Origin of the sequence: Neobacillus sp. YIM B06451, from assembly GCF_032667185.1 — a bacterium.
In the GTDB taxonomy this organism is placed as follows: Bacteria; Bacillota; Bacilli; order Bacillales; family Cytobacillaceae; genus Bacillus_D.
Window position 1 is genome coordinate 21,342 of record NZ_JAVFKJ010000002.1, and the last position, 24,429, is coordinate 45,770.

Annotated in this window: 20 protein-coding genes; 1 reads left to right on the forward strand and 19 read right to left on the reverse strand. The window is 47.0% G+C overall.

Annotated elements, in window-relative coordinates; all coding sequences use genetic code 11:
- Window positions 1–36 precede the first annotated feature (36 nt).
- Genes RB160_RS04710 through RB160_RS04725 form a run of 4 tightly spaced genes read right to left on the reverse strand, consistent with a single transcriptional unit; the run spans window position 37 to window position 5,163 of the window.
- Complete coding sequence (locus RB160_RS04710; RefSeq protein WP_316569078.1) at window positions 37–1,728, reverse strand: ABC transporter permease; 1,692 nt, start codon at window positions 1,726–1,728, stop codon at window positions 37–39.
- The gene (locus RB160_RS04715; protein WP_316569079.1) at window positions 1,725–2,828 is read right to left on the reverse strand and encodes an ABC transporter ATP-binding protein; all 1,104 of its coding nucleotides are present in this window, start codon (window positions 2,826–2,828) and stop codon (window positions 1,725–1,727) included. The genes RB160_RS04710 and RB160_RS04715 overlap by 4 nt, the downstream gene beginning before the upstream one ends.
- 14 nt (window positions 2,829–2,842) lie before the next feature.
- The gene (locus tag RB160_RS04720) at window positions 2,843–3,943 is read right to left on the reverse strand and encodes an extracellular solute-binding protein (RefSeq protein ID WP_316569080.1); all 1,101 of its coding nucleotides are present in this window, start codon (window positions 3,941–3,943) and stop codon (window positions 2,843–2,845) included.
- Between the two features lie 17 nt (window positions 3,944–3,960).
- Complete coding sequence (locus tag RB160_RS04725) at window positions 3,961–5,163, reverse strand: ROK family transcriptional regulator (RefSeq protein ID WP_316569081.1); 1,203 nt, start codon at window positions 5,161–5,163, stop codon at window positions 3,961–3,963.
- A gap of 301 nt (window positions 5,164–5,464) precedes the next feature.
- Here RB160_RS04725 and RB160_RS04730 point away from each other — a divergent pair, with 301 nt between their 5' ends.
- A complete protein-coding gene (locus RB160_RS04730) occupies window positions 5,465–7,969 on the forward strand; it encodes an NEW3 domain-containing protein (protein WP_316569082.1) in 2,505 nt (834 codons plus the stop codon).
- An 85-nt stretch (window positions 7,970–8,054) separates the two neighbouring features.
- Here RB160_RS04730 and RB160_RS04735 read toward each other — a convergent pair whose 3' ends face one another.
- From RB160_RS04735 to RB160_RS04805, 15 genes are all read right to left on the reverse strand, one after another.
- Window positions 8,055–9,248, reverse strand: a complete 1,194-nt coding sequence (locus tag RB160_RS04735; RefSeq protein ID WP_316569083.1) for a phosphopentomutase — start codon at window positions 9,246–9,248, stop codon at window positions 8,055–8,057.
- A 2-nt stretch (window positions 9,249–9,250) separates the two neighbouring features.
- Entirely contained in the window at window positions 9,251–10,411 is a 1,161-nt protein-coding gene (locus tag RB160_RS04740) for a YhfX family PLP-dependent enzyme (protein ID WP_316569084.1), read from the reverse strand.
- Between the two features lie 43 nt (window positions 10,412–10,454).
- Window positions 10,455–11,588 carry an aminotransferase class V-fold PLP-dependent enzyme gene (locus RB160_RS04745; RefSeq protein WP_316569085.1) on the reverse strand — a complete coding sequence of 378 codons (1,134 nt, stop codon included), beginning with the start codon at window positions 11,586–11,588 and terminating at the stop codon, window positions 10,455–10,457.
- Between the two features lie 222 nt (window positions 11,589–11,810).
- Window positions 11,811–12,719: a phosphotriesterase family protein gene (locus RB160_RS04750; RefSeq protein ID WP_316569086.1), complete on the reverse strand. Its 909-nt coding sequence runs from the start codon at window positions 12,717–12,719 to the stop codon at window positions 11,811–11,813.
- 15 nt (window positions 12,720–12,734) lie between these two features.
- Window positions 12,735–14,033, reverse strand: coding sequence for a YhfT family protein (locus RB160_RS04755; RefSeq protein WP_316569087.1), 1,299 nt, complete (start codon window positions 14,031–14,033; stop codon window positions 12,735–12,737).
- A gap of 27 nt (window positions 14,034–14,060) precedes the next feature.
- Window positions 14,061–14,420 (reverse strand): DUF2620 domain-containing protein, encoded by a 360-nt coding sequence (locus RB160_RS04760; RefSeq protein WP_316569088.1) that lies wholly within the window; start codon window positions 14,418–14,420, stop codon window positions 14,061–14,063.
- A complete protein-coding gene (locus RB160_RS04765; RefSeq protein ID WP_316569089.1) occupies window positions 14,417–14,800 on the reverse strand; it encodes a PRD domain-containing protein in 384 nt (127 codons plus the stop codon). Before RB160_RS04765 ends, RB160_RS04760 begins: the two co-directional genes overlap by 4 nt.
- Before the next feature lie 55 nt (window positions 14,801–14,855).
- The gene (yhfZ, locus tag RB160_RS04770; protein WP_316569090.1) at window positions 14,856–15,788 is read right to left on the reverse strand and encodes a GntR family transcriptional regulator YhfZ; all 933 of its coding nucleotides are present in this window, start codon (window positions 15,786–15,788) and stop codon (window positions 14,856–14,858) included.
- Window positions 15,789–15,957: 169 nt separating this feature from the next.
- On the reverse strand, window positions 15,958–16,443 hold the full coding sequence (locus tag RB160_RS04775) for a hypothetical protein (protein WP_316569091.1): 486 nt from the start codon (window positions 16,441–16,443) through the stop codon (window positions 15,958–15,960).
- Window positions 16,443–17,231: a DUF3100 domain-containing protein gene (locus RB160_RS04780; RefSeq protein WP_316569092.1), complete on the reverse strand. Its 789-nt coding sequence runs from the start codon at window positions 17,229–17,231 to the stop codon at window positions 16,443–16,445. Before RB160_RS04780 ends, RB160_RS04775 begins: the two co-directional genes overlap by 1 nt.
- 572 nt (window positions 17,232–17,803) lie before the next feature.
- The gene (locus RB160_RS04785) at window positions 17,804–19,060 is read right to left on the reverse strand and encodes a M20/M25/M40 family metallo-hydrolase (RefSeq protein ID WP_316569093.1); all 1,257 of its coding nucleotides are present in this window, start codon (window positions 19,058–19,060) and stop codon (window positions 17,804–17,806) included.
- Window positions 19,061–19,380: 320 nt separating this feature from the next.
- Window positions 19,381–20,733 carry a PilX N-terminal domain-containing pilus assembly protein gene (locus tag RB160_RS04790; RefSeq protein ID WP_316569094.1) on the reverse strand — a complete coding sequence of 451 codons (1,353 nt, stop codon included), beginning with the start codon at window positions 20,731–20,733 and terminating at the stop codon, window positions 19,381–19,383.
- An 87-nt stretch (window positions 20,734–20,820) separates the two neighbouring features.
- A complete protein-coding gene (locus RB160_RS04795; protein ID WP_316569095.1) occupies window positions 20,821–21,237 on the reverse strand; it encodes a PulJ/GspJ family protein in 417 nt (138 codons plus the stop codon).
- Between the two features lie 11 nt (window positions 21,238–21,248).
- The gene (locus tag RB160_RS04800) at window positions 21,249–21,704 is read right to left on the reverse strand and encodes a type IV pilus modification PilV family protein (protein ID WP_316569096.1); all 456 of its coding nucleotides are present in this window, start codon (window positions 21,702–21,704) and stop codon (window positions 21,249–21,251) included.
- Between the two features lie 419 nt (window positions 21,705–22,123).
- Window positions 22,124–24,187 (reverse strand): Ig-like domain-containing protein, encoded by a 2,064-nt coding sequence (locus tag RB160_RS04805; RefSeq protein ID WP_316569097.1) that lies wholly within the window; start codon window positions 24,185–24,187, stop codon window positions 22,124–22,126.
- Between the last annotated feature and the right edge of the window lie 242 nt (window positions 24,188–24,429).

Genomic DNA, 24,429 nt, shown 5'->3' on the forward strand with positions numbered 1-24,429 from the left:
AATTCAACTCTAGCTATCCAACCCCCACCCCTCTGATTAGGACAGGGAGTTTTCGGCTTTGACTCCGAAAAATTTGTTGGATATAAAGAGGACAAGGGCGATGAGGCCTATTTGGATCATGCCGTAGGCGGCGGCCTGGCCCATGTTGAACATGCGGAGCTGGTTCATGATTTCAATTGAGATTGGCCTGTTCGAAATCGTGTAAAGCAGGACCGATGTTGGAAATTCACCGACGGATTCAACGAACGCCAGCAATGTCCCGGCCAGCACCCCTGGCATGATGATGGGAAGAATCACCTTCCTGAATGTATAGAACCACTTTGCGCCAAGGCTTCTTGACGCCTCTTCGATCGAGTCGTCCAGCTGCTCGAGTACGGCGTTTGTCGACCGGACCACAAGCGGGATATGACGGATGAAGTAGGCGAGCGGCAAGATCCAGAACGTCCCGACCAGAATATTCCCGAAAGTGAAAATCGTTGGCTCGTTAAACGCGAATATCAGGTTCATCCCGATAACGGTCGCAGGCAATGCCCACGGAATCATCACGAGGATATCGACAAAATTTTTCCCGACGAATTTCCGCTTTACAAGCACATACGACGTCAGCACCCCGAACACCAAATTCCCAGCCGTCGCGATGAACGACAAAATCAAGCTATTTTTCAAAGGCTTAAAGATATTCGGATCCTGGAACAGCAGCCTGTAGTTTTCAAAATTGAAGACGGATGGGTATGTCTGCCACGTCCAAGTTCCGTCCGGCACGAGTGACAGTAGCAGGATGGTGAAATGCGGCAAAAGCAGGATGATGACGCCAATGACGCCAATCACAACGAGTACCCACTTCAGGACCGGATTCTTTACTTCGCTCCGGTGCGCACCGATTCCCTTGGAGGCCATCCGGTAGTCTTTCCGGTTCTGGTACCAGCGCATGAACAGAAGGAACGCGATTGACACGACGGACAGGATGACAGACTGCGTCGCCGCGATTTCCATGTCGCCGTTTATTTTTGAAAAATAAATCTGCAGGCTCAGGACGCGGTATCCGCCTGCGAGTAGAAACGGCGCGCTGAAGGATGCCATTGAAATCATGAAAACAAGCAGCGACGCGGCAACAATCGCCGGCGTCAACAGCGGGAACGTAACTTGCCAGAACACCTTATACCTGCTTGCCCCAAGATTATACGCGGCCTCCTCGAGCGAAGGGTCGATTTTATTAATCGCCGACGAAACTGTCATATAGAAATAAACATACATCGTATAGGCATGGACAATCAGGATTCCTGAAACCCCGCCGATTTTAAAAGGAACTTTTTCAAGCCCGAACAAATCCTTAATTGCATTCGGAATCAGTCCCGATTCGCCATATAAAAACATGAACGCCATGACCCCTACGAGCGAAGGCAGCACAATCGGCATGATGGCAGCCGATGCGAAAAAGCCGCGGCCAGGGAAATCGTAGCGATTAAAAATAAACGCGAGCGGAATCCCGATCAGCGCGCTAAGCAGGACGCTTAAAACGGAAATATAAACCGAATTCCAAAGCGCCTGCAGATTTGTCCGCGACTCCTGGATAAAGAAGTCCTGGTAGTTACCGAAGCTTAAGCTCCCACCTTTATCGAGGCTTTCGATGATCGTCCGGATTGACGGATAAAGCACATACGAAATCAAAACGAGTAGGACCGGAATGAGCAGCAGGACGGTAAATCTCGTATCTCGGTTTTTGATCATGCCGGTTCACCACTTACGACTGGAATGATCCTAATTTGGTCCGCTGGGAGCTCTGCCCAAACTTCCGCACCGGGCTGGAGATTTGTTTTTACGTTATTCAGCATGTTCGCCTGGAAAAGCGCGCCGCCAATCGTAACGGTGACATTGACGAGCGAGCCGAAAAACTCGACATTTTCCACCTTGCCCCGAAATTCATTCTGCCTGCCCGCAGCCTCGCTGTGCAGCTTGATCGACTCCGGCCGGATTGAAAGCGCCAGCGCTCCCTTGTTTTCCGGGTTAAAGTTAAACGGGTGATTATGTACAACAAGTTTCTTTGTATCCACGCCGGTTAGGGCTGATACGGTCACTTGGTCGCTTTCAATTTTATCGATTTCCACCGGCAAGAGATTGATTTCGCCGATGAAGCCGGCAACAAAATCATTCACCGGTTCATTGTAAATTTCGGACGGCGTTCCGACCTGATGGCACACTCCGAAATTAAATACGGCAATCCGGTCACTCATCGACAAAGCTTCCGCCTGGTCATGCGTAACGTAAATTGTCGTAATTTTGTATTCCTTTTGCAGCCTTAAAATCTCGCTCCGCATCTCGTCGCGCAGCTTTGCGTCAAGATTACTGAGCGGTTCATCAAGAAGCAGAATTTCCGGCTCGATGACAAGGGCCCGGGCAAGTGCGACACGCTGCTGCTGGCCTCCGCTCAACTGGCTAACCTGGCGATCCGAATACTGATCGAGCCTGACTTTGCGAAGAACATCCTGGACACGGGTCTTTAATGAAGCCGAGCCTACCTTCCTTACCCTTAAGCCATAGGCAACATTTTCAAAAACCGTCATGTGGGGAAAAAGGGCATAGTTTTGGAAAACCATGCCCGTATTTCTTTTTTCAGGAGGTACTCGCGTCATATCCTTATCGCCAAACCGCACGACACCTTTTGTCGGATAATAGAAGCCGGCGATCATGCGGAGCGTAGTTGTCTTGCCGCAGCCGCTTGGGCCGAGAAAGGTGAAAAACTCGCCATCTTTAATTTCAAGATTCAAATGATCGACCGCGACCACTTTTCCGAAGGTTTTTTGGACATTCTCAATTTTAATTGACGCCATACCGAGTACACTTCCTATTCTTTAATTTGTTTCTCTCCGCTCTTGATGTTTTCATCCCAATATTTCATCCAGCCATCGCTTTCCTTCTGGAACACTTTCCAGTCGATGTCCATTGCTTTGATTTCCGAATTGGTGATCCATTCCGGCAAATCCTTTACATCATCCCTTGTTGGGATTCGGTAAAACTCTTCAGCCAATAGCTTCGCGGCTTCAGGCGTGTTAACAAACTCATAGAACGCTTCAGCGGCTTTCGGATGCGGCGCGCCTTTTACGATAGCAATTCCCTCTGTCAAAACCGGCGTCCCGCTCTCCGGAATAATGAATTCAAACGGATAGTTTTTGTTTTCCTTCAGCATGACAACGTCCGGCATCGCCCAGACAGAAAGGATTCCCTCGCCCTTCGCAACCTTGTTGTACATCATTTCAGGGTTTGCGGCGTATTCCTTCGTATTCGCATCAAGCTTCTTCAGCCACTCATAGCCAGCATTCGGATCGCCTGAATCCTTGAAATCGCGGTAAATCATTGACGAGAAAATCGTCCTCATCGTCCCGGATGCGAGCGGATAACGGATGATGATCTTGTCCTTCCATTTAGGATCAAGCAGCTCATCCCAATCCTTCGGTGCCTCTTCCTTCGTCAGATGCTTGGTATTGTACATGATGACTTCCGGAGTCTGGCTCGTTCCGGACCAGTGCCAGTCCGGGTCATGGAAACCTTCGGCAAGGCTGCCTGAATACGATGGCTCATAAGGCTCAAGCAACCCTTCATCCTTCGCCTGGTCGAAGTTCACCGAAGGAGCCCCCCACCATACATCAGCTTGGGGATTGTTCTTTTCGGAGCGGACCCTGTCAAGGATTTCCTGTGAGCCCATGTCCAGCCACTCAACATCCACATTGTATTTGCTTTCGAATTGCTGCTCGAATTTTGACAAAATGTCCTTGCCATGCGGCGAGTAAACGACAATCTTTTCCTCAAGCTTTTCCTTTTTATCCCCTGCGTCGCCAGCTGATTTCTTTGAACTAGAGCCTTCGTCATTCCCTCCGCACGCCGCAAGCAGCAATGAGGCTGACATCGTCAGTGCCATTAGTGCGGAAACCTTCTTCTTTTTCTTCATAAAAATTCCCCCTTAACTCAAATTTTGAAAATTGTTTCGTGTTCCCGTAAAAACAATGAGACAGCTCCAAGGGCGCCTGCATTATCACCAAGTTGGGAAACCTTTAATTCTGGCGGACTAGGAAGATACTGATTGACGATTTCCTTCAATTTCGGCAAAAGCATGTCAGCAGACTTAAACACACCACCTCCCAAAATAATCACTTCCGGATTCAATAGGCTTGCGGCATTGATAATCCCATACGCGAGGTGCCCAATCACTTCCTCAAGGACGGCCAATGCCGTTTTGTCCCCGGATTTCGCTAGCTTAAACGCCATTTCGCCAGGCAACTCGGTAGCCTTCGCCTCTTCATACAGAGAATGATCCGGCTGCCCAAGCACCGCCTTCGTGAATCGCGCGCCAATGGCCTTCCCTCCCGCCACGCTTTCCAGATAGCCATACCTATGGAAAACAGGCGTGAAGTGGCCATTCATTTCATTCATATCAGTAACCATGTAGCAAAGCTCTCCGGCGGCATACGATGACCCTCGGTAAAGCTTGTTTTGGATAATGATTCCGCTGCCAATCCCCGTCCCGACCGCGATAAATAAAACATTCCGCTTATTTTTCGCATTGCCGAGCCATTGTTCCCCCAGCGCGGCGATGTTCACATCATTGTCGACATAAACCGGAAACGGAAAGATTTGCTTTGCTTCCGCGATGAACGGATAACGTATCCAGTTCAGGCTTGGCGCTTCGGTGACGATGCCCCTGTCCGTCTCGGTAATTCCCGGGACGCCTGCGCCCATGCCAAGGATCTTGCCAGGGTCGATGCTGTTTTTCTGGATAAGAGCGTCGATTTCTTTCGCAATCTGCCTAAGCAGGCCGGAATTCAAATACTGCCCGGTCTTAAAGCTGCTCGCCGCGACAATATTGCCTCCGAGGTCGGATATGATGGTCTTCACCTTTGTCCCGCCAATGTCGGTCCCGACGATAAAATACGCCTTTTCGTTAAAATAAAGCTGGATTGGCCTTCTTCCACCTTGCGAGGACGACTCGCCAATCCCTTTTTCAAAAACAAGTTTTTCCTTAATCAGTTCGTCCACCAAAACCGAAACTGTCGGCTTGCTGATTCGGGCTTTAACGGCAATCTCAGCCCTGGAAATAGGAGAGTGCTCGCGGATGCAGCCCAAAACTTTCATTTTGTTTTTCTGTTTAACTGTCATTTTCGTTGTGGTCATTCCATCACGGCCTTATAGGTTGGTTAGTAAATTCTACTAATTAACCAAACTATAACTTAAAATGAAACCGTTTACAAGAATTTATATTCAGAATTTAATTAACATTTCCACAATAGGGCTTAATAACTAATTGTAATTTTCCCAATATCGAAATATTTACATTATTTTCTCGGTGTGCTATTCCTTAAGGGACAGGCCGCGCCTGGTTAGTTATGAAATTTAACTAACGAAACTGGCTATTAGGAGGGAAAACTCCTTAATAAAAGCTTGTCATACATAAAACTGAAAGGGGTTACAAAGCATGAGAAAAGTATTGAACGTGTTTGTTTCACTGCTGCTTGTCATCACGCTCCTCCCGTTCTCGGGCGGCGCCACCAAAGCGGCCGGGCCGGACGCCAGCCTCTGGAATGTTGTCAAACCGCTTGAAACGACGGTTACATTCCTGAATACAGGTGCCCACCCCGACGATGAACGGAGCGATTTCCTCGCCTATTTGTCAAGGGGGCTCGGTGTTAAAACCGCCAGCCTAATCGCCAACCGCGGTGAGGGCGGCCAAAATGAAATTGGCTCCGAATTGGGCAACGCACTAGGCATCATCCGTTCAAGGGAAATGATTGAGGCCGCGAAAATAACAGGCGTTAAGGCCTATCACCTCAGCGAAACAACCTCTGACGATATTTATGATTTCGGCTTTTCAAAAAGCCCCGATGAAACATTGGAAAAATGGGGAGAAGATGTAACGTACGAACGGCTGATCCGCTTCATCCGGACATATCAGCCAGACATCGTCATGCCATCCTTCCTGGATGTCGATACCCAGCACGGCCATCACCGCGCGATAACCATTTTAAGCGAAAAAGCCTTTAAGGATGCCGCGGACCCTTCGGTGTATCCTGAACAATTAAAGGAAGGCTTGTCTGTCTGGCAGGTAAAAAAGCTTTACCTCCCAGTCTCAAAGGACGCTGCGACTACGTCAATCGAGATCGGTATGTTCGACCCGATTTATGGAATGTCCTATCCTCAGCTTGGCGAGCAGTCCCGCTACATGCACAAAAGCCAAGGAATGGGGAATGACATCCCGGTTGCCCCAAGGCAAACACATCTTCAGCTTGTGAAATCCGCCGTTGACACAGAAGGAGAAAATAGCCTGTTCGCGGGGATTCCATATGACTTTAGTGAATGGGCGCAAGTTTTACCGAAAAACGCCACTGACCTGAAGGTTCAATTCACAAAGCTTCAGGAAGAACTTGATTCAATCATTGGCGCGTACCCGAACAGGGACAGTGTATTTACTGCGAGCCAGAAAGCTTTAAAGGATGTCAGGAGGCTTTTTGAAAAAACAAAGAGTGCCAAGCTTGAGGAAACCTTGAAAAATGACCTCCTCCACAAGCTTTCCCTTAAGGAGGAGCAGCTTCAGGAAGCGAGCTTCGAGGCTTCCGGCCTTACCGCTTTCGCAAAGGCTGCCGACAACATCCTGACACAGGGCCAAACGACGACAGTTACTGTCGATCTTAAAAACAACGGCGGACAGGATCTGAAAAACGCCAAGGCTGAATTGCTCGTTCCAGATGGCTGGAACGTATCCGGGAATGGTTCGGCGGACAGCCTCGCTGCAGGAGAAGCAGCAAAACTAACGTTTAAAGTCTCTGTGCCTAAGGACGCCGATTACTACCATGCGTATAACGAACCGGCCATCCGCGCGGCTGTCAGCTTTGAATCCGCTGGCGCGAAAACCGTCCAGGTAAAAGAGCTTGAAGGAACAGTGGCTGTCCTGCCGGATGTGGCGCTCTCACTGTCGCCGGAGGATATCGTCGTGAACACCGCGAACGTTCAGGATGAAATCCCGGTTGCCGTAAAGGTGAAGAATTATCATGGAGGAGCAACAAGTGCGAAGGTTGCGCTGAATGTCCCGGCAGGATGGAATGTATCGCCGGCTGTGGCTGATGTCAATTTTTCCAAAAAGCTTGAAGAAAAAGAAGTTACCTTCAAACTCGTTCCTCCGGCTGACGTTAAAGAAGGAAATTTCGAAATTAACGCGGCGGCCGAAGTTAACGGGAAAAAAGTCGGCTCGACCATCCAGGAAATTAACTACAGCCATATCGGGACATTCTATTACGAGTATCCAGCGAAAGTGAACGGCGTTGCGTTCGAACTGCTCGTTAACCCTGATTTGAAAGTCGGCTATATTGACAGCGGCTTTGACATGGTCGCCGATTACCTCGCGAATGCTGGCTTGAACATCACAAAACTGACGGAAGCAGATTTGGCTTCGGCGGATTTAAGCCAGTACGATACGATCGTCACCGGCATCCGCGCCTACCTGTCACGCCCTGATTTGAAGGCGAACAATGAACGCCTGAAAGAATACGTCGCAAATGGCGGGCACTTGGTCGTCCAGTACCACAAGCCGGGCGATGGCTGGGACAAGGACACGACTGCTCCTTATGCATTAACAATCGGCAGCCCGTCCATCAAATGGAGGGTTACTGACGAGAACGCCAAAGTAACCGTACTGCAGCCTGATTCACCACTGTTCAACTATCCGAACAAAATCACGGAAAGCGACTGGTCCGGCTGGGTCCAGGAACGGGGGCTCTACTACCCGATGGCGTGGGCGCCCGAGTATCAGACCTTTGTCAGCATGGCCGACCCAGGAGAAGCGCCATTTGACGGCGGCATCCTAATGGCCAACTATGGCAAAGGCACATACCTTTATACGAATTTGGTCTTTTACCGGCAAATCCAGGGCCAGGTGCCAGGCGGGTATCGAATCTTTACGAATTTGATCAGCTATGGCGGAGAGTGACGTTGAATAAAATAATAGAAGGAAGCAGGTTTTTCCTGCTTCCTTCTTGATTTGCAAGTGAGTTTTTTAGCATCAGATACCGGTTTCAATACAGGATCGTCCCCAAAAAACTTTCCCCCTGCTCGGTTTTGGGCAAGCCGAAGAAGTCACTTATTGTTGCCCCGATATCGGCCATTGTTTCGCGGGTTCCAATATGGGCTTGCCGAACCTTTTTTCCTGTAATCATAATCGGAACATATTCCCGAGTGTGGTTTGAATGGCCAATCGTAGGGTCATTTCCATGATCAGCCATGATAATGATGATATCTTCTTCATTCATGGAGGGAAGAAAGCTTTTCAGCCACAGGTCCGTTTTATTTAATATTTCCGCGTACCAAACCGGATCCTCGGAATGTCCCGCAAGATCGGTTTCCTGTATATTGACGAGGTAGGCCGCGTCCTCTTCTTCCTGTTCGTATGTTTCCTTCAAAACCTGGAGAATTTGATCTGTATCGACGAGCGGGAAGGCTGGCCCTTTCCCGTGCAGGACATCAGCTGTTTTGCCAATGCGGTAAACCTTTAATCCATGTTCCGCTGCAATCATCGGGAACTGCCCCTCGATATTGACTCCGTATCCCATATGATAAACTTCGTAGCCCTTCCCATAAACGCCCGCTTTGGGGCTGTCGACTCCCCACTGCCCGGGATTCTTCTCCTTCACGACAGATACTATCCGCTCAATCGACGTATAAGGGCCGCCATATGCGATTACCCTGCTGGTGTCAACGTGGCCGCGAACTATTTTGCCAACCTTTTTTAATTCTTCGAAAGGCATTATGTTAAAATCTGCACAAAGATTGATAATATTCCCTAAAGAAGACTCTAAGTTGTCGCCGACAACACACCCGCCGTTAACGAGGAAAACTGGGCGGTCTGGCCATGGATAGGTGATTTCATAGCCCTCATCTTTAAGTGCCGCGGCCAATTCCTGGTGAATATCCTTCATCAATCTTTTCGTTGATTTTTTCGGGCAGCTGCCCGCTATCTCCTGGTGCCCAAGATAAGTATCTGCGCCGTGGTGGGCTAATTTCGATTTCCCATAAGCATTGAAAGGAGGCTCTTTTCCGTCTGCAAGCGCACCGAGCCCCAGTCTATATAAGATAGGAATATGCAAGGAAGGCACAGCTTTGCGGATGTGCTTAAAGGTGTTTGCGTGGCAATCCGATTGATTATATTCTCCGCAATCCTCCATGGCGCCAATCCCGAAGCTGTCAATGACAAGCAATATCATTTTTGCCATTGTCACCACTTCCTTTCAAAATGCACCAGCTCAGGATTTCCGGATTGAATGCCTTTAACCAATGCGATATGGGCCCTTGTGACAAAAACTTGAGTCCGGAAGGCGAACACCGCTGTGTCTCCGGTTTTTATCGTAAAGGCAGCACTTTTTCCGATTCGTCCGTAATAATCGATGGCTTCGGGACTCCCTTCATAAGCGGGGACAAATTGATCCAAAATGGTCTCCTCGGAATCGCCCACCAAGCAGCCGGATAAATTTGAACGGCCATAATACCCACCGCCAATTACATAATTGAAGTCTGAATCACTATGGGAAACCTCGGTGACATAGACAATGGCTGGCTTTTCCGGCAAATCCTTATATGCATGCAATGGAGTTGTCCCCGTTAGTGCGTGTCCGGGTTCACCGTGGGTGACTCCGTTTTCCGCCAGGAAGGGAATCGTTTCAACACTTGTCGCGCTTGGGCCATTAACCTGTTGGACTTTAATGCCGTTCTGCTCAAGAATGCCCTTCGCCTTCAGCAATGTATAAAAGTTGGGAGTCGGAACCATGCTGTCACGGAACCCCGACAGCTGGAAATTTGGAAAAGTAGTGATTCCGGCTATCCTGATTCCAGGGAAGCTTTTTAAAAGGGCAAGGGAGTCGTTCAAATCGTTTATGCAAAATCCACCTTCCTGGCCCGGATAAATAAGATCAGATTCCCCGTACACTTTAAGCAAGACATCCTGGACTTGGCCAAGCTTTATTGCCGCATTTGAAACCTGCTCTGCTCTTTCGTTTGAAAAAACGGTTACTACCTCGGGTTTCCACGACAGCACTTCATCCCATTGGTTTTTGCCGGGCTGGACAAGGTGCCCGATATTTCCAATCGGAATTCCCGCTTCAAACAATGTTTTCCCTTCATCGAATTCAACCGCGACAGCTTTTTGAATGCCATTCTCATAGATGAGTTTGGCAACCTCGGGTAGCCTGCCCAGCTGCTTGCTCATAAAATAAAGCTGGAAATTGTGCTCTTTAGCCGCTTTGGAAAGCAGCCTGACATTTTTCTGTAAACTATCCAAATCAATCACATACGTATTTGGGGGAATCTTCCCCATTTGGTGCAGCGCGGCGCCGGCACGGATTAGCCCTGGATTCCTTCTTTTCGTAACATCTAAAAACACGAAGCTCCCCCCTTTTTACTGGGATTCTCTAACGATGCGAATCTCATGTTTCCATTGCTTCCGGTATCGCTTCTTGCAAAATTGAAATAATCGTTGATGCCCCTGCTTTCATCGGATTGATTCTGAGCCCATAGTCCTTAAGGCGAGGCTGGGCTTCAATAAAGCTTCCTGACACACGGTAAATCATTGGGATAATCTCGTATTTTGACTCCGCCCCGACTGGATGGGTCGCAGCTCCTTTTAAATCACTGATTTCAATGACTTTTTTAGCGATCGGATGGGCCAATTCAACAATGACGTTTTTGGATTGGGCGTTTGTCATGTAGGCCGAACCGATACCCGGCACTTCCCCTTCATTTAACCGCCGGCAAAGTTCTTCCACCTGTTCGTTCTGAATGGCAAGTGATACCGGGGCGAAGGTCATCATCCTAAGCAGCTCCATCGCTTCGTATCCTTGAACCTGGCCGCCGCCTGAGTAATTCCGTTCATGGACAAGATCGATTGCATCCTTTTTCCCTACAATGATGCCGATGCCTTCGGGTCCTAAAACTTTAAAACCAGAAAAGGTAGAGTAATCCGCTCCATACTCCACGCCAATACCTTGGGTCTTAAAAGCACAATAGTTATCATCCACCACAATTGGCAGATCAGGGCGAATACTTTTCACTGCGGAAATTACTTCCTTCAGGCTATAAGTGTCAGTAGGCTGCTGCCGCGCATGCTGAATATAAAAAACCTTCGCGTCACTGATCGTGTTGACAGCATTTTGTACATCCTCAAGATTGTTAAAATCCACACTTTCCGTTTTCAAACCAAGAATTCGGATTGTTTCCTTCGTCGTCATGTAAACCGGGGCACTATGGATGATCATTTTTTCTCCCGCGGAAAGAAGCGTACTTAAGACAGTTCGAATCGCTCCTGTTCCAGCACCCCTTACGAGTGCACACTCCTCCGCTTCAAAAAAATCAGCGATAGCCCGTTCGACCAGGTATGTCTGTTCAGGGCGTTTCCATTTCGGTGAAACTCCCAAATCCCCCATTGATAAAAACTGCTTTCCTTCAAAATGCCTGCTCATCATATGGACAAGCCTGAACTGCAGTTCTTTTGCTTCCTCAATTGACAAGCTTGGCAAAACAGATTCCGAATAGTTTAGTTTCGCCGGATCATATCCTGGCATCCTGTCTCACTCCTTTATCCCACTCTTAATGGGCAGTAAGACCCCCACAATAAAATTGAGAGGAACCAATTAGATTGGTGGGGGGCAACTGCGCCTAAAGGTCCGATTGGTGAATTACAGTGAAACTTGCCGCTATGCCCTTCAGTGGCCTCTATGAACCAATCAGGCTCCGCGCGGCTAACCATCAGTGGGAGAAGATAAAAACCTCCACTGATCGAAGAGTCACTTTATCGTAAAAGCTCTTGATGGATTTAAAACCAGGAATAGATGAATAATCTCCTCTGATACTCCCGCAGCTTTGAGTCGCGGCACAAAGTTCTCGAGAACAAGTCCATATCCAGGGCCGCCATGCTTTTTCCAATGTGATTTCCTCGTTAAATCCGCTGATAATAAAATTTGTTTTTCAAATCCGCGCTCAATGAAATCCAGCAAAAAGTCAATCCGCTCTTCATCTGGGCGGTAGTTGTTTTTGCCAATCGTGTCAAAATCAATGAAGACCCCTGTCTCAAGGACAGCCAGAACCTCATCCTTATTCGGATTAAGGTCCTGATGGCCAATAATGATTTGTTCGACTGGCAGTCCGTGGGAAGTTAATAATTCGACTTGTTCGAATCCCAATGTCCCGAGTGTGGTATGAGTTGTAACTGGAAGCCCGGTTTCCTTCCCAGCGATGGCCGCTCCAATCAACAGCTCTTTTTCGATAGGCTTCATCTCATCCTTGCTAGTACCAACCTCGCCGATCACGCCTGGAAGAATACCGGTCCCATCAATTCCTTCTTTTGCCTCGCGGATAAAATGCCTTGCAAATTCTTCAGAATTCCACCCGGAGGCATAGTCTGGAATAAACGGATCTTTATAAAATCCTGTACAGGTTACAATATGCACGCCGGATTTCTCACTGAGCCTTTTTAATCTTTTTACATCCCGTCCCATACCATCATTCGTCACTTCCACCATTGAACGGCCGCCCTGACGGTAAAAGTCCTCCAATTCCGCAAGCATGCCCTCTTCATCATCAAGGATCGTATCGGGGTCTTTCTTAATCCTGGAAAGGTCGATCGACAAATGTTCGTGGACAGCGCAAACGCCGAATTCCTCCGGCTTGATTTTGCCTAGAACTGTTTGTATCATCTCAAACCCTCATTCCTATGGTTGTGGTGGAATTGCCATAATCCCCATCGCTACAAGAATGTTTGCAATGATTCCAACTAGAATTGCACCAACCGGGCCTACCGCCATACGCACAATCGGCCGGCCGGCAGCCTCATTCAACAAGTACGTGCCAGCGATGAAAAAGAAGCCAAATCCAGGGGCAATCGCATTCGCTGCATTGGCGCCGCCGATCAAAAGGGCAACCTCAAGCAATTTTGTCATGGCGCTACGGATGTTTTCTCCAGAGTTACGGATGCCTGGATATTTATCCAAAAACCTTGCAATAGTAGCCAAAAGCATGACTTCAAGGAAAATAACAATTACACCTGCTAATAAAGCAACCCAAACATTCGGTGAGAATAAACCGACAACAAATATGAGTGTAAAGCCAACCGGGCTGTATACCCCCGTTGCAATCGCGGTACTCGCTATAAGCGGAATGAACCCAAGGGCACGCGCAGCAGCCGCAATACCCGCGTCAGTCTCTTTGCCATCAGCAAGTAGATTAAGAGATATTGGATCCCCAGCCATGATCGCCAAGTTCGTAGCGGCGGCAATTAAGCCACCGATAATCATGAAGAAAACAACATTTTTTCTAATCTTGGCTACCTTGTCACTGAATATGGCTGCCAGATCGATTGAAGTGCCTTCCTCTTTCTTTTCTTTCATTGCAAAAACAAGAAGGAAGATCATACCTGTAATAAGTGCCATACCTTCCTGGTTCAACGTGACTGTTGTTTCAGAAAAGGTCAAAAATTTGTTTTCATTTACAAAAACAGCCAATTGGCGTACAAGTGCGGAAACGATGAAGGTTATGAGGCCTTTTTTTACACTGAACTGAAAAGCGACTGCCAGTGCGGGGAATGCCATAAACGTAACGACGACCGGCGCGCCAACCTGGCCCATAGCCGGAAGAAAATTTAAAGGAAGTTTTTCAAAGAGCTTTACGAACCCCTCAAGCCCTACGAGCAAGCCGGCGCCATAAGCACCGCCAATAATCGCTGCCACAGGTGTACCCCACTTGTTCTTCGGGGTCATCAACCCGATAATGTCAGTCCCAAGCAGGATACTGTGGATCAGAATAATACTGGCCGTAAGTGTGAACGGTATCCCAAAACCGATTACGAGGCCGAAACTCATGGCGAATGCTGTGAATGCAAGGTCCCGTCTGGTCAGCCGACCTTCTGTATGCTCGGAAACAATCGGTCGGAGCCCATCATTGAAAACCGCGATATTCATATTCGCCAAAACAGCAGCAACAGCACCGATTAAGACAATCAACGTCATTTCCATCGTATTTTCCTCCTAATAAATGTAGGTTTAGGCCTTCGTTTTTATTGCTGCTAGAATCATTGGAACTGCCTGCTCTTTATGGTCAGCCGTAAAGCCAAATGCTACCTTTCCTTCATTAACTGCTTGAACCACATTCGCCTCTACAGGCTTTCTGCCTGGCATTGAGACCGTTTCACAATTTGGTTTTCCAAGAAGTGCAATCGCCATGGCCAATGCGCCGCCGCCACCAGTGTGGCAGGCGCCAAGATAATAATCAGCCTGGCCGGTTTTGACTGCCATTGCAGCTTCGAGATCCGATTTAACCATTGTCGTAATGCTGCTATCAAAGCTTTTTACTAAACTTTCAATCTCCTTTTTATCCACTTGGCCGCCAATTACAATCTTCATTCCGTCACCCTCCTATTTTGGTTTTGCGAAAAAACAGTCGTATAGTGAAGCAATAAATAATCAATTTCTTCCGGTGGCAAGGGTTTTCCATGAATTGTTTCGATATACCTGATTTCTTGCATCGCCTCATCAAACCATTCCGATTGCCTTACCTCTTCCATTAATTCAGGCATTGGCCCGTCGATCTCTTCACCCCTTTCAATTCTTGAAATTGCGGTCGGCAAATGGGTAAATAACATTTCCGAACCCTCAATCTTTTCTGCTCCAAAAAGCCTTAGCAGTTGCTTAAATGCATCAAGGCAAATGCTCGCAGATTTTTCGGTGATAACTCCCGAATCTAGTAAAATAGAAAGTCTTTCTTCAAGGCTTTGGATATCCATACAAACCTCCAAAATACTGTATTTAGTATATTTGTTTTAAAGGAAAACATTCCGCTTAGTAATGCGGATATTTTTTCCCCTCAATAACTAGGCGCTGAGTACGCATGACATTCTTAACGTTAATCGACTGGATTCGTTCCTTTATTTCATTCCGCATAGATTCAACAATTACCACAGCTGTCGTTGCCTTGGCTGCCAGTTCGTTGGCTTCTTTGGATGTAAAATCGGAGGAAGGAAACGTTCGAAAGGTATTTTCCTCATCCGCATTCCAAACAGCGGCATCAATCGTGCCTTCTTTTAGCATGGAGAAAAGCTGCATATAACCAGCTTCAATAAATTCTACGTGTTTCCCTTTGCATTCACGCAATGTGATTTCCGCCTGATCGACAGATGAGTAATCAATTCCCACTCTCATTCCGTCCTTGATAGAATCGAACTGCTCATTAGAAAAAAAGATTTTATGGGATGTAACATAAGATTCCTCTCCAAAATCTCTTACGATTTCAAGGCCTTCAAATCTTTCCACTGCTTCTTCAGCCGCCAATAAGGACATAATTGAAAAATCATATCGGCGCGATTTTAAAGCTTCAATCCGTGGGATTGCCCCCCGCATGTACGCAAGGCCGACTTTAATATTTAGACTTTGCAGCTCCTCAATCAATCCGGTAGCCAGCCCTTCGTACCTTCTTGAATATGGTAGCGGCATTACCCCAACGATTGGCCCAATCCCAGCAATTTCATAAAGCAAATTGACATCTCTTTTTCGCAAAAAAGTCCCCAAATGGCCGCGGGATTCCAATTGAATGGCGTGTAAATCCTCCAGAACTTTTATAGCTCCCTGGACTGTCCCTCTTCCCAATTCCAGCTTTTCAGTAAAATCACTGACCCGTGGTATCCGCTGCCCTTCCTCCAAATCCAATAACTCTTTTGCTATATACCTGGCTGCCAAACCATTTTTAGAATAAAGGCTTTCCCAAATACGCGACATTTCATCACAACCTTAATAATATGCAATATACAATATTCTGTATATTATTACTATAGCGCTTTCAATTTTATTTAACAAGAAACAAACAAAGCCTTTATAAAAATCAACATCCTTCGGAAAGTAAAAACCCGCAAGTAATTTACTTACGGGTTTTGAAAAATATCCTTCTTTACTTCCCAGACACGAAGAGTCCGAATTGGGCCAGCAATGCGCTGCCGATGTAGGTGCCGAGGAAGACGAAGACGGCGACGATGCCGACTTTCCACGACGTTTTCCTTAGGTCCACGAGTTGGTCGACAACGGAGATTCCCGCAAAGGCCAGGATTGGTGTTGTAATCGATAGGAAGTCGACCGCGCCGATTGCCTTGATAAACCAGTCCGAGATGGAGCAGAAGATTAGCGACGTGATCGCGACCCATCCGAGGACCGGAAAGTCTTGAATTACTTTTACTTTAGTTTTTTTCATCAAATCGGAAATCAGGATGCCAATGAAGGAAAACATCCACAAAACGATTAATCCGTATATGGTCATGATCGAAATCTGTGTTGATTCGGGGTTTTTAATTAGCTTTATTTGCTGGGTGAACAGAATCAGCCCAATGCTGAGCAATAAAACCAGTCCGATTTTCACATATTTATTTAATCCAGCGGCCATTATTTTTCACCCCTTACAAATAGACGGTACATAAAGCGCTGCAGCGGAACGGCAAGGAAAACCATTGTGAACGTTCCAAGGAAGCTGGTCAAAAGTTGGCTTGCGGATGCGTATGCCAATATGGTGCTTTGCATGTCTGGCATCCGTGCCACCAGGCTCGAGGACGATGCTGTCATCATGCTAGCGGATCCCATCCCAGAAGCAATCGCGAGTGCCTCGACACGGAAGCCAAGGTCAAGCAGGATTGGCGCCAGAATGCTGAAGAAAATCGCGCCAAATAGTGTACCAATGATGTAGAGCGACAATACCCCGCGCCCTTCAGGTGAATCAAGTGTATATTTTTCCGTAATGTAGGCCAGTTCCCCTTCACGGCCAAGCCCAAGCGTCGAGCCGATTGCTTCACGCCTCAACCCGAGGAAAATCGCAATTGGCAGGCCGAAAAGGACCGTTCCTAAGTTCCCAAGCTCTTGGAAAAGAAATATCCAGCCCAGCTTAACAATTTCCTGGAAATGCGGCGCTACATCCGCCCCATACCTCGCCATTAACGGAAGCATGATGAAAATTAAATTCTTGCTAGAAAACAATACATTTTCACGGCTGTAAATATTTTTTAAAATTCCTTTCCGAAACACTGGTATCCCCAAAATCATTGTAATTAAGATGGCGAATACAAGCGGCAAAAGTCCGACTTTAAAGTTTCCAATCGTAATCGCCTGGAAACCGATAAATTCAGCGGCAGTGATGACAAGTAGCACAAAAACAAGCAAATAAAGTAATTTTGATTTCATAGTCAGCCTCTCTGTGGTGGATAGTTTTTTTGAAAAAATGGTGTTTCGGAAGGCGCTCAATGGCTGACGCCGGCCTGTCCCCGATGTTTGGACAGTAAAGTGGATTTTCAAGGGACGTGTGTCCAAAGATACCCGACGTCTGGACAGTAAAGTGTATTTTCGAGGGATCCGTGTCCAAAGATCCTCGATGTCTGGACAGTAAAGTGTATTTTCACGGCACGTGTGTCCAAAGATGCCCAATGAATGGGCAGCAAAGTGAATTTTCATGGGACGTGTGTCCAAAGATACACGATGTCTGGACAGCAAAGTGAATTTTCGTGGCGCGTGTGTCCAAAGATACACGATGTCTGGACAGCAAAGTGAGTTTTAATGGGCTGCGTGTCCAAAGTTGCCCGATGTTTGGACAGCAAAGTGAGTTTTCCCGGCGGGCAATTTTCCGTGGTAACGTACGGAAAGCAAGTAAGGCCAGCCAAACGGCGGTTCACTTCCCCTTGGGCATTCACGACAAAGCAGGTATTAAAAGAAACTTAAGTTAGTTTTTCCCAAAGTCTGTCCCTGTACCAAATTTAATCCTACTCCAAAATCCCCGCGAGCAGTTTTTCATAGTCCGCATAGGAACGCTTGTACAGCTTGGAACGGTCAATTTTCCCGTTCATTTCCTCAAGTACCTGCGCCATGAACCTTGGGAATACTTCAAATATGTATTCCGGATCAATATCAATGAAATCATCCCCATGAATCGTGCCTGTAAATCCGCTGTACCCTACCTGGATGCATGGGAACATGTAAGAAAGGTCCCCGATATCGCCAGCCGCGCTGATTGGATTGTTGTTTTTAATAGCGGCGATTTCATCGTTTTTTTCAAAAGCGCTGATCACAAACTCGTTCAGGTAGCGGTCCTGGACGAAAGGCAAGTAGCCCATTTGCGTTTCAATCTCCACTTCCCCTTGCAGGGCACGGGCGCTTCCGATGGCCGCGTCATCCATCCGCTTGACGACCTCTTTCATATAGCCAACCGATTGCGTCCTGATGTCACTGCCAACTGTAATTTGGTTCGGGATGACATTGGTCGACATGTCCGACTCCATGACAATCGGATTGATGCGCACCATTTCGTCTTCGCGTAGCTGCTGGCGGCTTAGGCCGAGCGCCACGTTAAAGAGCGTCGACATGCTGTAAGCATTTTTCGCAGAGAAAGGATCGAACCCGGCGTGGGTCGCCTTCCCTTTGAACGTGTATTTTTTGTATAAAAAGCCTGCCAGGTCGCAGTTGACCTCTATCGTCCGCTCTGGGAACTCCCCGCCCATCGCATGGACGCAGATGCCGATGTCGATCCCGTCGAAAACCCCAAGCTTCATCGCTTCTGGCTTGCCTCCGTAATAGCTGATTTTGTTTTCAGCCAAAAGCTGGGCGCGGTAAGCCAGGTCCAGGTATTCTTCAGCAGGCACAAACACGAACGTCAGCTTATAATCGAAGTTTTTGTAAGCCTCTGTTTGGAAAAAATAGCTGTACAGAGCAAGCGCGATGCCGACCTGGGTGTAGTGACCGCAATTGTGGGCCGCGCCGGTTTCCGGATCCGACCACTTATGGCTCGGCGCGTATACAGCGTCCAGTTCAGCAATGATTGCGATGTTCAGGCCGGTTTGGCTGCCAAGCGTGGTTTTCAGCCCGGTTGTACTGAATTCTTCAATTTCAATGTTTGGGTTTACTTTCTGTAAAAATTCCTTGACGGTGTCTCTCGTCTTGAACTCCTTGTAGCCTAATTCGGGGTTCTGGAAAATCCTCTTGGAAAGCTCTGCAATATTCTGATATTGTTTTTTGAAAAACATTTCACAAATGCCCCCGTTCACTAATGGAGTATAATTATTGATTACTTCAATATATTAGTCAAACAAAGTAAGGTAGTCAATACGAATATTTTGGCTATAAGGACTAAAAATGTTTGGATTTAGACTCGGAATTTCCAATTCAACAATGTATAAAACCCAATAGTACCAAAAAGCTCGGCAATTGAAGAACAGGAAAAGGCTGCCGAGCGGAATGCTTCAGCAGCCTTTGGATTTTTATTTAGATAGCGTGGTGAGGATTTCATAAACTGTTTTCCCCACTAGTCAAAGTCTGATTTGCCCAATGTCCTTACAGCAACCTGCTAGTTAATTTCCCTGAGCGGATCGGTGACGATGCTGTCCTGCAGGGGAGTCCCATTCGCACCGGTATCGACATAGAGAGGAGAATTCTCATAGTTGATTTGAACGAATTCGAATTTTCCAGTTGTATTGGCACCCTTGGAAATTACTTTTTTCGCAATAATCGAGCCGGAAAACGTAACGTCTAAATCAACAATTGCATTTGGGGCATAAAACATCCTGGGATAGGTGAGCGGGTCCCCTTTAAGCGTAATCTTAGACCCACCTGTAATAATATGCCCTTGCACGCCATTGATGTTGTTTACATTCATATCGGCACTTTTTGCATACATTGAACCGTAAATGGTTCCATTGTTTAAAGTATCCCCAGCTCCCTCAAGAAACACATAAAGCTTATTCAAATCTTTATCCACGTTAATAATCGTTCCGGGGTTCATCACAATCGTTTTGGCAAAAATGGAAAGCTTTCCTTTTCCAATAATTTTTATTTTCCCATTTTGCGCTAATGTCAGATTACTAATTACAAGATTCCGGTTATAATCCCCTGTATCGATGGTCAAAGTTTTACCGCTGCCCACAGTTAACACTTTGAACGCCATATCACGGTTCATTTTTAATAGATCACCAGAAAAATCATTGGCAGTGGAAGGTACTTGAAAGCCCGGGAATTCTGGAAGGATGACAGGCGTGTTGGCATCATATTTTATTTGGCTTTCATTAATATTTACATTATTACCTGTTATTTTTACATTTCCGCTTACCTTTGTAGCATTGGTGCCTATGCTCCCGGAAATGGGGGTATTTGCAATGTCTAACCCCTCTGTGCCGAACATGACTGTGTCCGCATAAATGTTTCTTACAACGCTCTTCGGCTTCCACGATACATGGACAATCCTCGAAACAGTCCTGGACCGGTTGTTGATTGTCCCCGTTGAAGTAATTTTATAGTCAATCGTATACGAAATGATCGTGTCGCTTGTTACTTTTTCAATTTTCACATTGGCGACCGGTTTCTCCCCGAATGTGTCCTCAAAATCGAGATACGGCTTTTCAACGCCCAGTTCAAGCGCAGCATCGACCCCATTGAAAAAACTTTGAAGTGTCGACTCGTTTTTATAAACCGTTCTGATGGCCGCACTCATCTCGTTCAAGCTGGCCGTCGCGCCTGCCTCTGCAATGTAATACGCGGACTGATAGCTCCGTTCAACCGTGCCCATCTTCATATTGTTCGCCGCCATCGCCATCATGCTGAGCCCCATGATTACAATGACAACCAAAACGAGCAGCACCATCACCATTGCCATGCCTTTTTCATTTTTTAAAATCATCTTAGCCTGTTTCATGGTCTCACTCATTTCTGGGAAGCTTTCCTATTTCGTATACAAAACTAAGAAATCCAGGCAATTGTCAGTTAGTTTTTTTTAAAAATAAAGACGGCTTTCTTATTTTCGGATAAAAATTGTCGTAGATAACGTGGTTTGCGGATTGTTCGGAGTGTTTTTGGCGGACATTGAAATGGTAACTTTATTGCCGGACATTTGAATTTTAAAATCGTTTAAGCCGGAAATAATCTGAGTGCTGTTTTTCATCAAATTTCCATTTTCCAGTTTGTAAATATCCGTTTCATTGATAGTCAGGATATTGTTGGCGACGGTCACACTTGAAGCCTTCCTGATTTCTTTTGTGATGATATTCAGGCCGAGGCGGACATCTGCCTGGTTTTGGACTTGCGCCGATTGATTTATTGCCTGTTTTTGCCCATACAGAAAAATCGAGCTGCCAAGCACCAGGATGAGTGAGAGGAGCGCAACGCCTGCTAAAACCTCTGCCAAAGACAAGCCTTTCTGATTTTTCAGCATGTTGAAACCCCCTATTGGTTCCACGAAAGTAACGTTTCCATCTGTGCTTCCTTAACGGCTTTTGTAGAATCTTTATATACTTTGACTTTCACTTTGGCCAATTCATTTGCAGTGCCTGAATTGGCAAGCTGGACAAAAGCGTAATGGCCGCTGTCCACTTTTTCAAAACACCTGCTGCCTGTTGGGCAATCCTTCGTTGTTTGTGCAAACCCGTAGGTGGCAGTTATCAGTGACGCCGCCGCGCTATCGAGCGACGGTACAGTCGAAACCACGTTGTAAACAGTCTCCATTTGCGCTTCTGCCACATACGTTCCATCAACCATATTTTTTGAAAAACTATTGGAACGGGCGGAATGGGCAAACATCGGCAGCATAGAAACTATGATAATCGACAGGATCATCATCGCGGCCAATATTTCAATTAGCGAAAATCCTTGTTCCGATTTAAGAATACGAAATAGTTTCATAGTAGTAGTTTCCTTTTTAAAAAAGACTAAAAATTACAATGAGTGACATTTTCTCATTAGTTAAGCCTATTTTAGCAGTGGAAAACCTTTCATACAATTCCCCAATATGACAATAATGTGGCGGTAAATGTTGGTAGTTTGTGGGCGGAAATACCTAATGAAATGGCTTTGTTATTGCTGAAGATGTAACTGCTTCCTCTCAGGACCGTTTTGAGGATGTTCCCCCGACGAAATGGTCTTGATGAAACGTGTTAGGACCATTTTAATAGATTAATAATTTCTCCCTTCCAGCTTGAAGCTATATCCGAAAGAAAAAAGCAGACCGGAGTTAATTCCGATCTGCTTTTTTATCCTAGAGGGCTTGCGCTCCACCAGGACAATTTTTATCCTGGATCGGGGCCGTACCCTAATTTTTTGTGTTAAAACGATTTAATCGGTGTTTCGAACTCAAAGGTTTTGCCGTTTTGTGTTTTTACTGTGATTTGGGTTTTGCTGTTGTCGAGCCACATGCCGTATTTGTAGTTAATGCTGAAGCCCCAGCTGGCGTATGGGTTAATGGTTGCGCTGATTCCTGCGCTTTCCAAATCAGACGCTGTATACGTTGTGTAGAGCCTATCTTTTTCGTATACCTCGACCTTTTCAACAGTGACAGCCTGTTCGTCACGGCTGTACACATTAATGGATAGCGACCGGATGAGATTGTTGATGAGCACCGACGGATAGCTGTTTAACACAAGCTGCGGCCTGTCACTTATCGTTACAACTGTACTCGCGCTTTTGCCGTCCGCTGTTGCGGTAATGGTCGCCGTTCCTTCCGCAACCCCGGTCACAAACCCATTCTCATCAACAACAGCCACGCCAGGATCTGAAGTTGACCACGAAACACTTTTGTTCGTGGCATTCGCCGGGGAGACAACTGCGTTCAACTGCTTTGTCCCTCCGATTTTCACAGTCGCGCTCGTAGGCAACCCTACCGATGAAACCTTCACAATATACGTCACAGCCTTGGAAAGCTCTTCCGTCGTATTGCCAACCGCGTCCGAAGCAACAACAACGATTCGGTTCACGCCCTCCGCCAACGCAATTTCCTTCGTAAAACGGCCTTCAGAATCAACCGATGCCGCCTCACCGTTCACGGTAACAGCCGCGCCGGCCTCCGCAGTCCCGCTAACTACATACGAACTGTTGTAAACTGTTTCATCCGCCACATCGAACGTGACCGTTGGAGGCGTTGTATCAATCGTAAACGACACCTCAACCGTAGCTATTAAGTTATCATGCTCAGCTGTTACAGCCAGTAAATACTTGCCATCTTCATGGATTTCCGAACCGAGCTCATAACCCGGCACTTCTACTCCGTCTTTTTTAAGTACAGCCGTGTACTCCACGCCTTCCACCGCTTTAACCGCAGGGGTAGCCGACTTCACAACATCCCCGTCAATCCCGGTCACAACCGGAGCTTCCGGTGCAATAAGCGGTTCAAGCACAATTGGATCGGCATTTACAGCTTCACCGCTGCCAATCTTTACTCCATATACGATTTCTTGCTTTGCAGTCGTACGCTCCACTTTTGGGACCGCAACAACCAACTTGTTCCCATCCACCGTTATCGCATCCGCTGCAATCTCGATGGCCTGGCCATTTTTTATAAAAACAAGCTCTTCAGGCACTTCGGTTACTTGCTTATCTAACGTAACGGTTACCGTTCCATTGACGGCTGCTACACCAGTCACTCCAGCCGGGCGCGCCTCCTCGTACTTCGGCATGGTCACGTCGGCCTGCGCGGTCAGCTTAGCCTTGAAGGTGCCGCTGACTTTTGGCAGGTACTCGTTCACCTGGCGAGCCGCATCTTTCGCGGCAGCGAGTTCCTTGTCCTCAAGCCCCCCGTCAAGCAGCTTGTCCAGCTGGTCAAGCTTCATCGCAACGGATACATCATAAATCATGCTGTCGCGGAGATCCTGCGCCTCTTGCTTGTACGCTTTGAATAGGTTCCGCGTTGTCAGGCCGTATACGCGGTAAATGATGACGGTCCTCGCCTTCAACTGGTACGAAATTTCATGGTAGTACGATTGGACGCCATCAAGGTCGTGGGCATCAATGCTCTTTTGAAGCGCGTCGGTGTTCGCCATGACATTTTTGACGGTGTAATTGTACGCGTCAATATACGGGATGACCCGCTCGGTAATATACGTTTTGTAGTTCGTATCCAATTTTAAAAGCAGCGCCGCCTTTTGCGTTCCGCCGCGTTTTACAACAGCCGCCCTCGCACTCGCGTATGCCGCTTTAGCCGCGTTGTATTCCTTGTACACATCAGTGATGTTCGCGAATTTTCCAGTCGCCGTCACATCGCTGTACTGGTGGTAGGCCTTCTTCATCTGGACTATGGCCCTGTCCACCGTTGTCACTAGGCTTGTCGAGGCATTCGCCTGAAATGGCGCCACGAACAACAGCAAGGACAATAATAAGATTGTAATCTTTTTCATTATGTAAAAACCCCCTTTTCAACCTAAATTATATAAATATACCAATTAGATTGAAACGGCAACTCTTTCCTCTAAAATTAGTTCCTTCCTATATTACCAAAAATGGTATTTTTACATAATAATAAAGGGCAAGCCTTTTTCGGCTTACCCCTTCTTTTTTTAAAAAATGGACATCGCACTATATTGCTCCTGTCAATATATTGAAGGCGACGTCCGGGTTTGTTGTGCCGGTTTCCCCCAGA

Coding starts and splice junctions, on each gene's coding strand:
- RB160_RS04755 (WP_316569087.1), bottom strand. CDS start 14,033: ATGGAAATGACGTTGATTGTCTTAATCGGTGCTGTTGCTGCTGTTTTG.
- RB160_RS04750 (WP_316569086.1), bottom strand. CDS start 12,719: ATGATACAAACAGTTCTAGGCAAAATCAAGCCGGAGGAATTCGGCGTT.
- RB160_RS04775 (WP_316569091.1), bottom strand. CDS start 16,443: ATGGCCGCTGGATTAAATAAATATGTGAAAATCGGACTGGTTTTATTG.
- RB160_RS04735 (WP_316569083.1), bottom strand. CDS start 9,248: ATGGCAAAAATGATATTGCTTGTCATTGACAGCTTCGGGATTGGCGCC.
- RB160_RS04730 (WP_316569082.1), top strand. CDS start 5,465: ATGAGAAAAGTATTGAACGTGTTTGTTTCACTGCTGCTTGTCATCACG.
- RB160_RS04760 (WP_316569088.1), bottom strand. CDS start 14,420: ATGAAGATTGTAATTGGCGGCCAAGTGGATAAAAAGGAGATTGAAAGT.
- yhfZ (WP_316569090.1), bottom strand. CDS start 15,788: ATGTCGCGTATTTGGGAAAGCCTTTATTCTAAAAATGGTTTGGCAGCC.
- RB160_RS04765 (WP_316569089.1), bottom strand. CDS start 14,800: ATGGATATCCAAAGCCTTGAAGAAAGACTTTCTATTTTACTAGATTCG.
- RB160_RS04715 (WP_316569079.1), bottom strand. CDS start 2,828: ATGGCGTCAATTAAAATTGAGAATGTCCAAAAAACCTTCGGAAAAGTG.
- RB160_RS04785 (WP_316569093.1), bottom strand. CDS start 19,060: ATGTTTTTCAAAAAACAATATCAGAATATTGCAGAGCTTTCCAAGAGG.
- RB160_RS04790 (WP_316569094.1), bottom strand. CDS start 20,733: ATGAGTGAGACCATGAAACAGGCTAAGATGATTTTAAAAAATGAAAAA.
- RB160_RS04800 (WP_316569096.1), bottom strand. CDS start 21,704: ATGAAACTATTTCGTATTCTTAAATCGGAACAAGGATTTTCGCTAATT.
- RB160_RS04745 (WP_316569085.1), bottom strand. CDS start 11,588: ATGCCAGGATATGATCCGGCGAAACTAAACTATTCGGAATCTGTTTTG.
- RB160_RS04710 (WP_316569078.1), bottom strand. CDS start 1,728: ATGATCAAAAACCGAGATACGAGATTTACCGTCCTGCTGCTCATTCCG.
- RB160_RS04725 (WP_316569081.1), bottom strand. CDS start 5,163: ATGACCACAACGAAAATGACAGTTAAACAGAAAAACAAAATGAAAGTT.
- RB160_RS04780 (WP_316569092.1), bottom strand. CDS start 17,231: ATGAAATCAAAATTACTTTATTTGCTTGTTTTTGTGCTACTTGTCATC.
- RB160_RS04720 (WP_316569080.1), bottom strand. CDS start 3,943: ATGAAGAAAAAGAAGAAGGTTTCCGCACTAATGGCACTGACGATGTCA.
- RB160_RS04805 (WP_316569097.1), bottom strand. CDS start 24,187: ATGAAAAAGATTACAATCTTATTATTGTCCTTGCTGTTGTTCGTGGCG.
- RB160_RS04795 (WP_316569095.1), bottom strand. CDS start 21,237: ATGCTGAAAAATCAGAAAGGCTTGTCTTTGGCAGAGGTTTTAGCAGGC.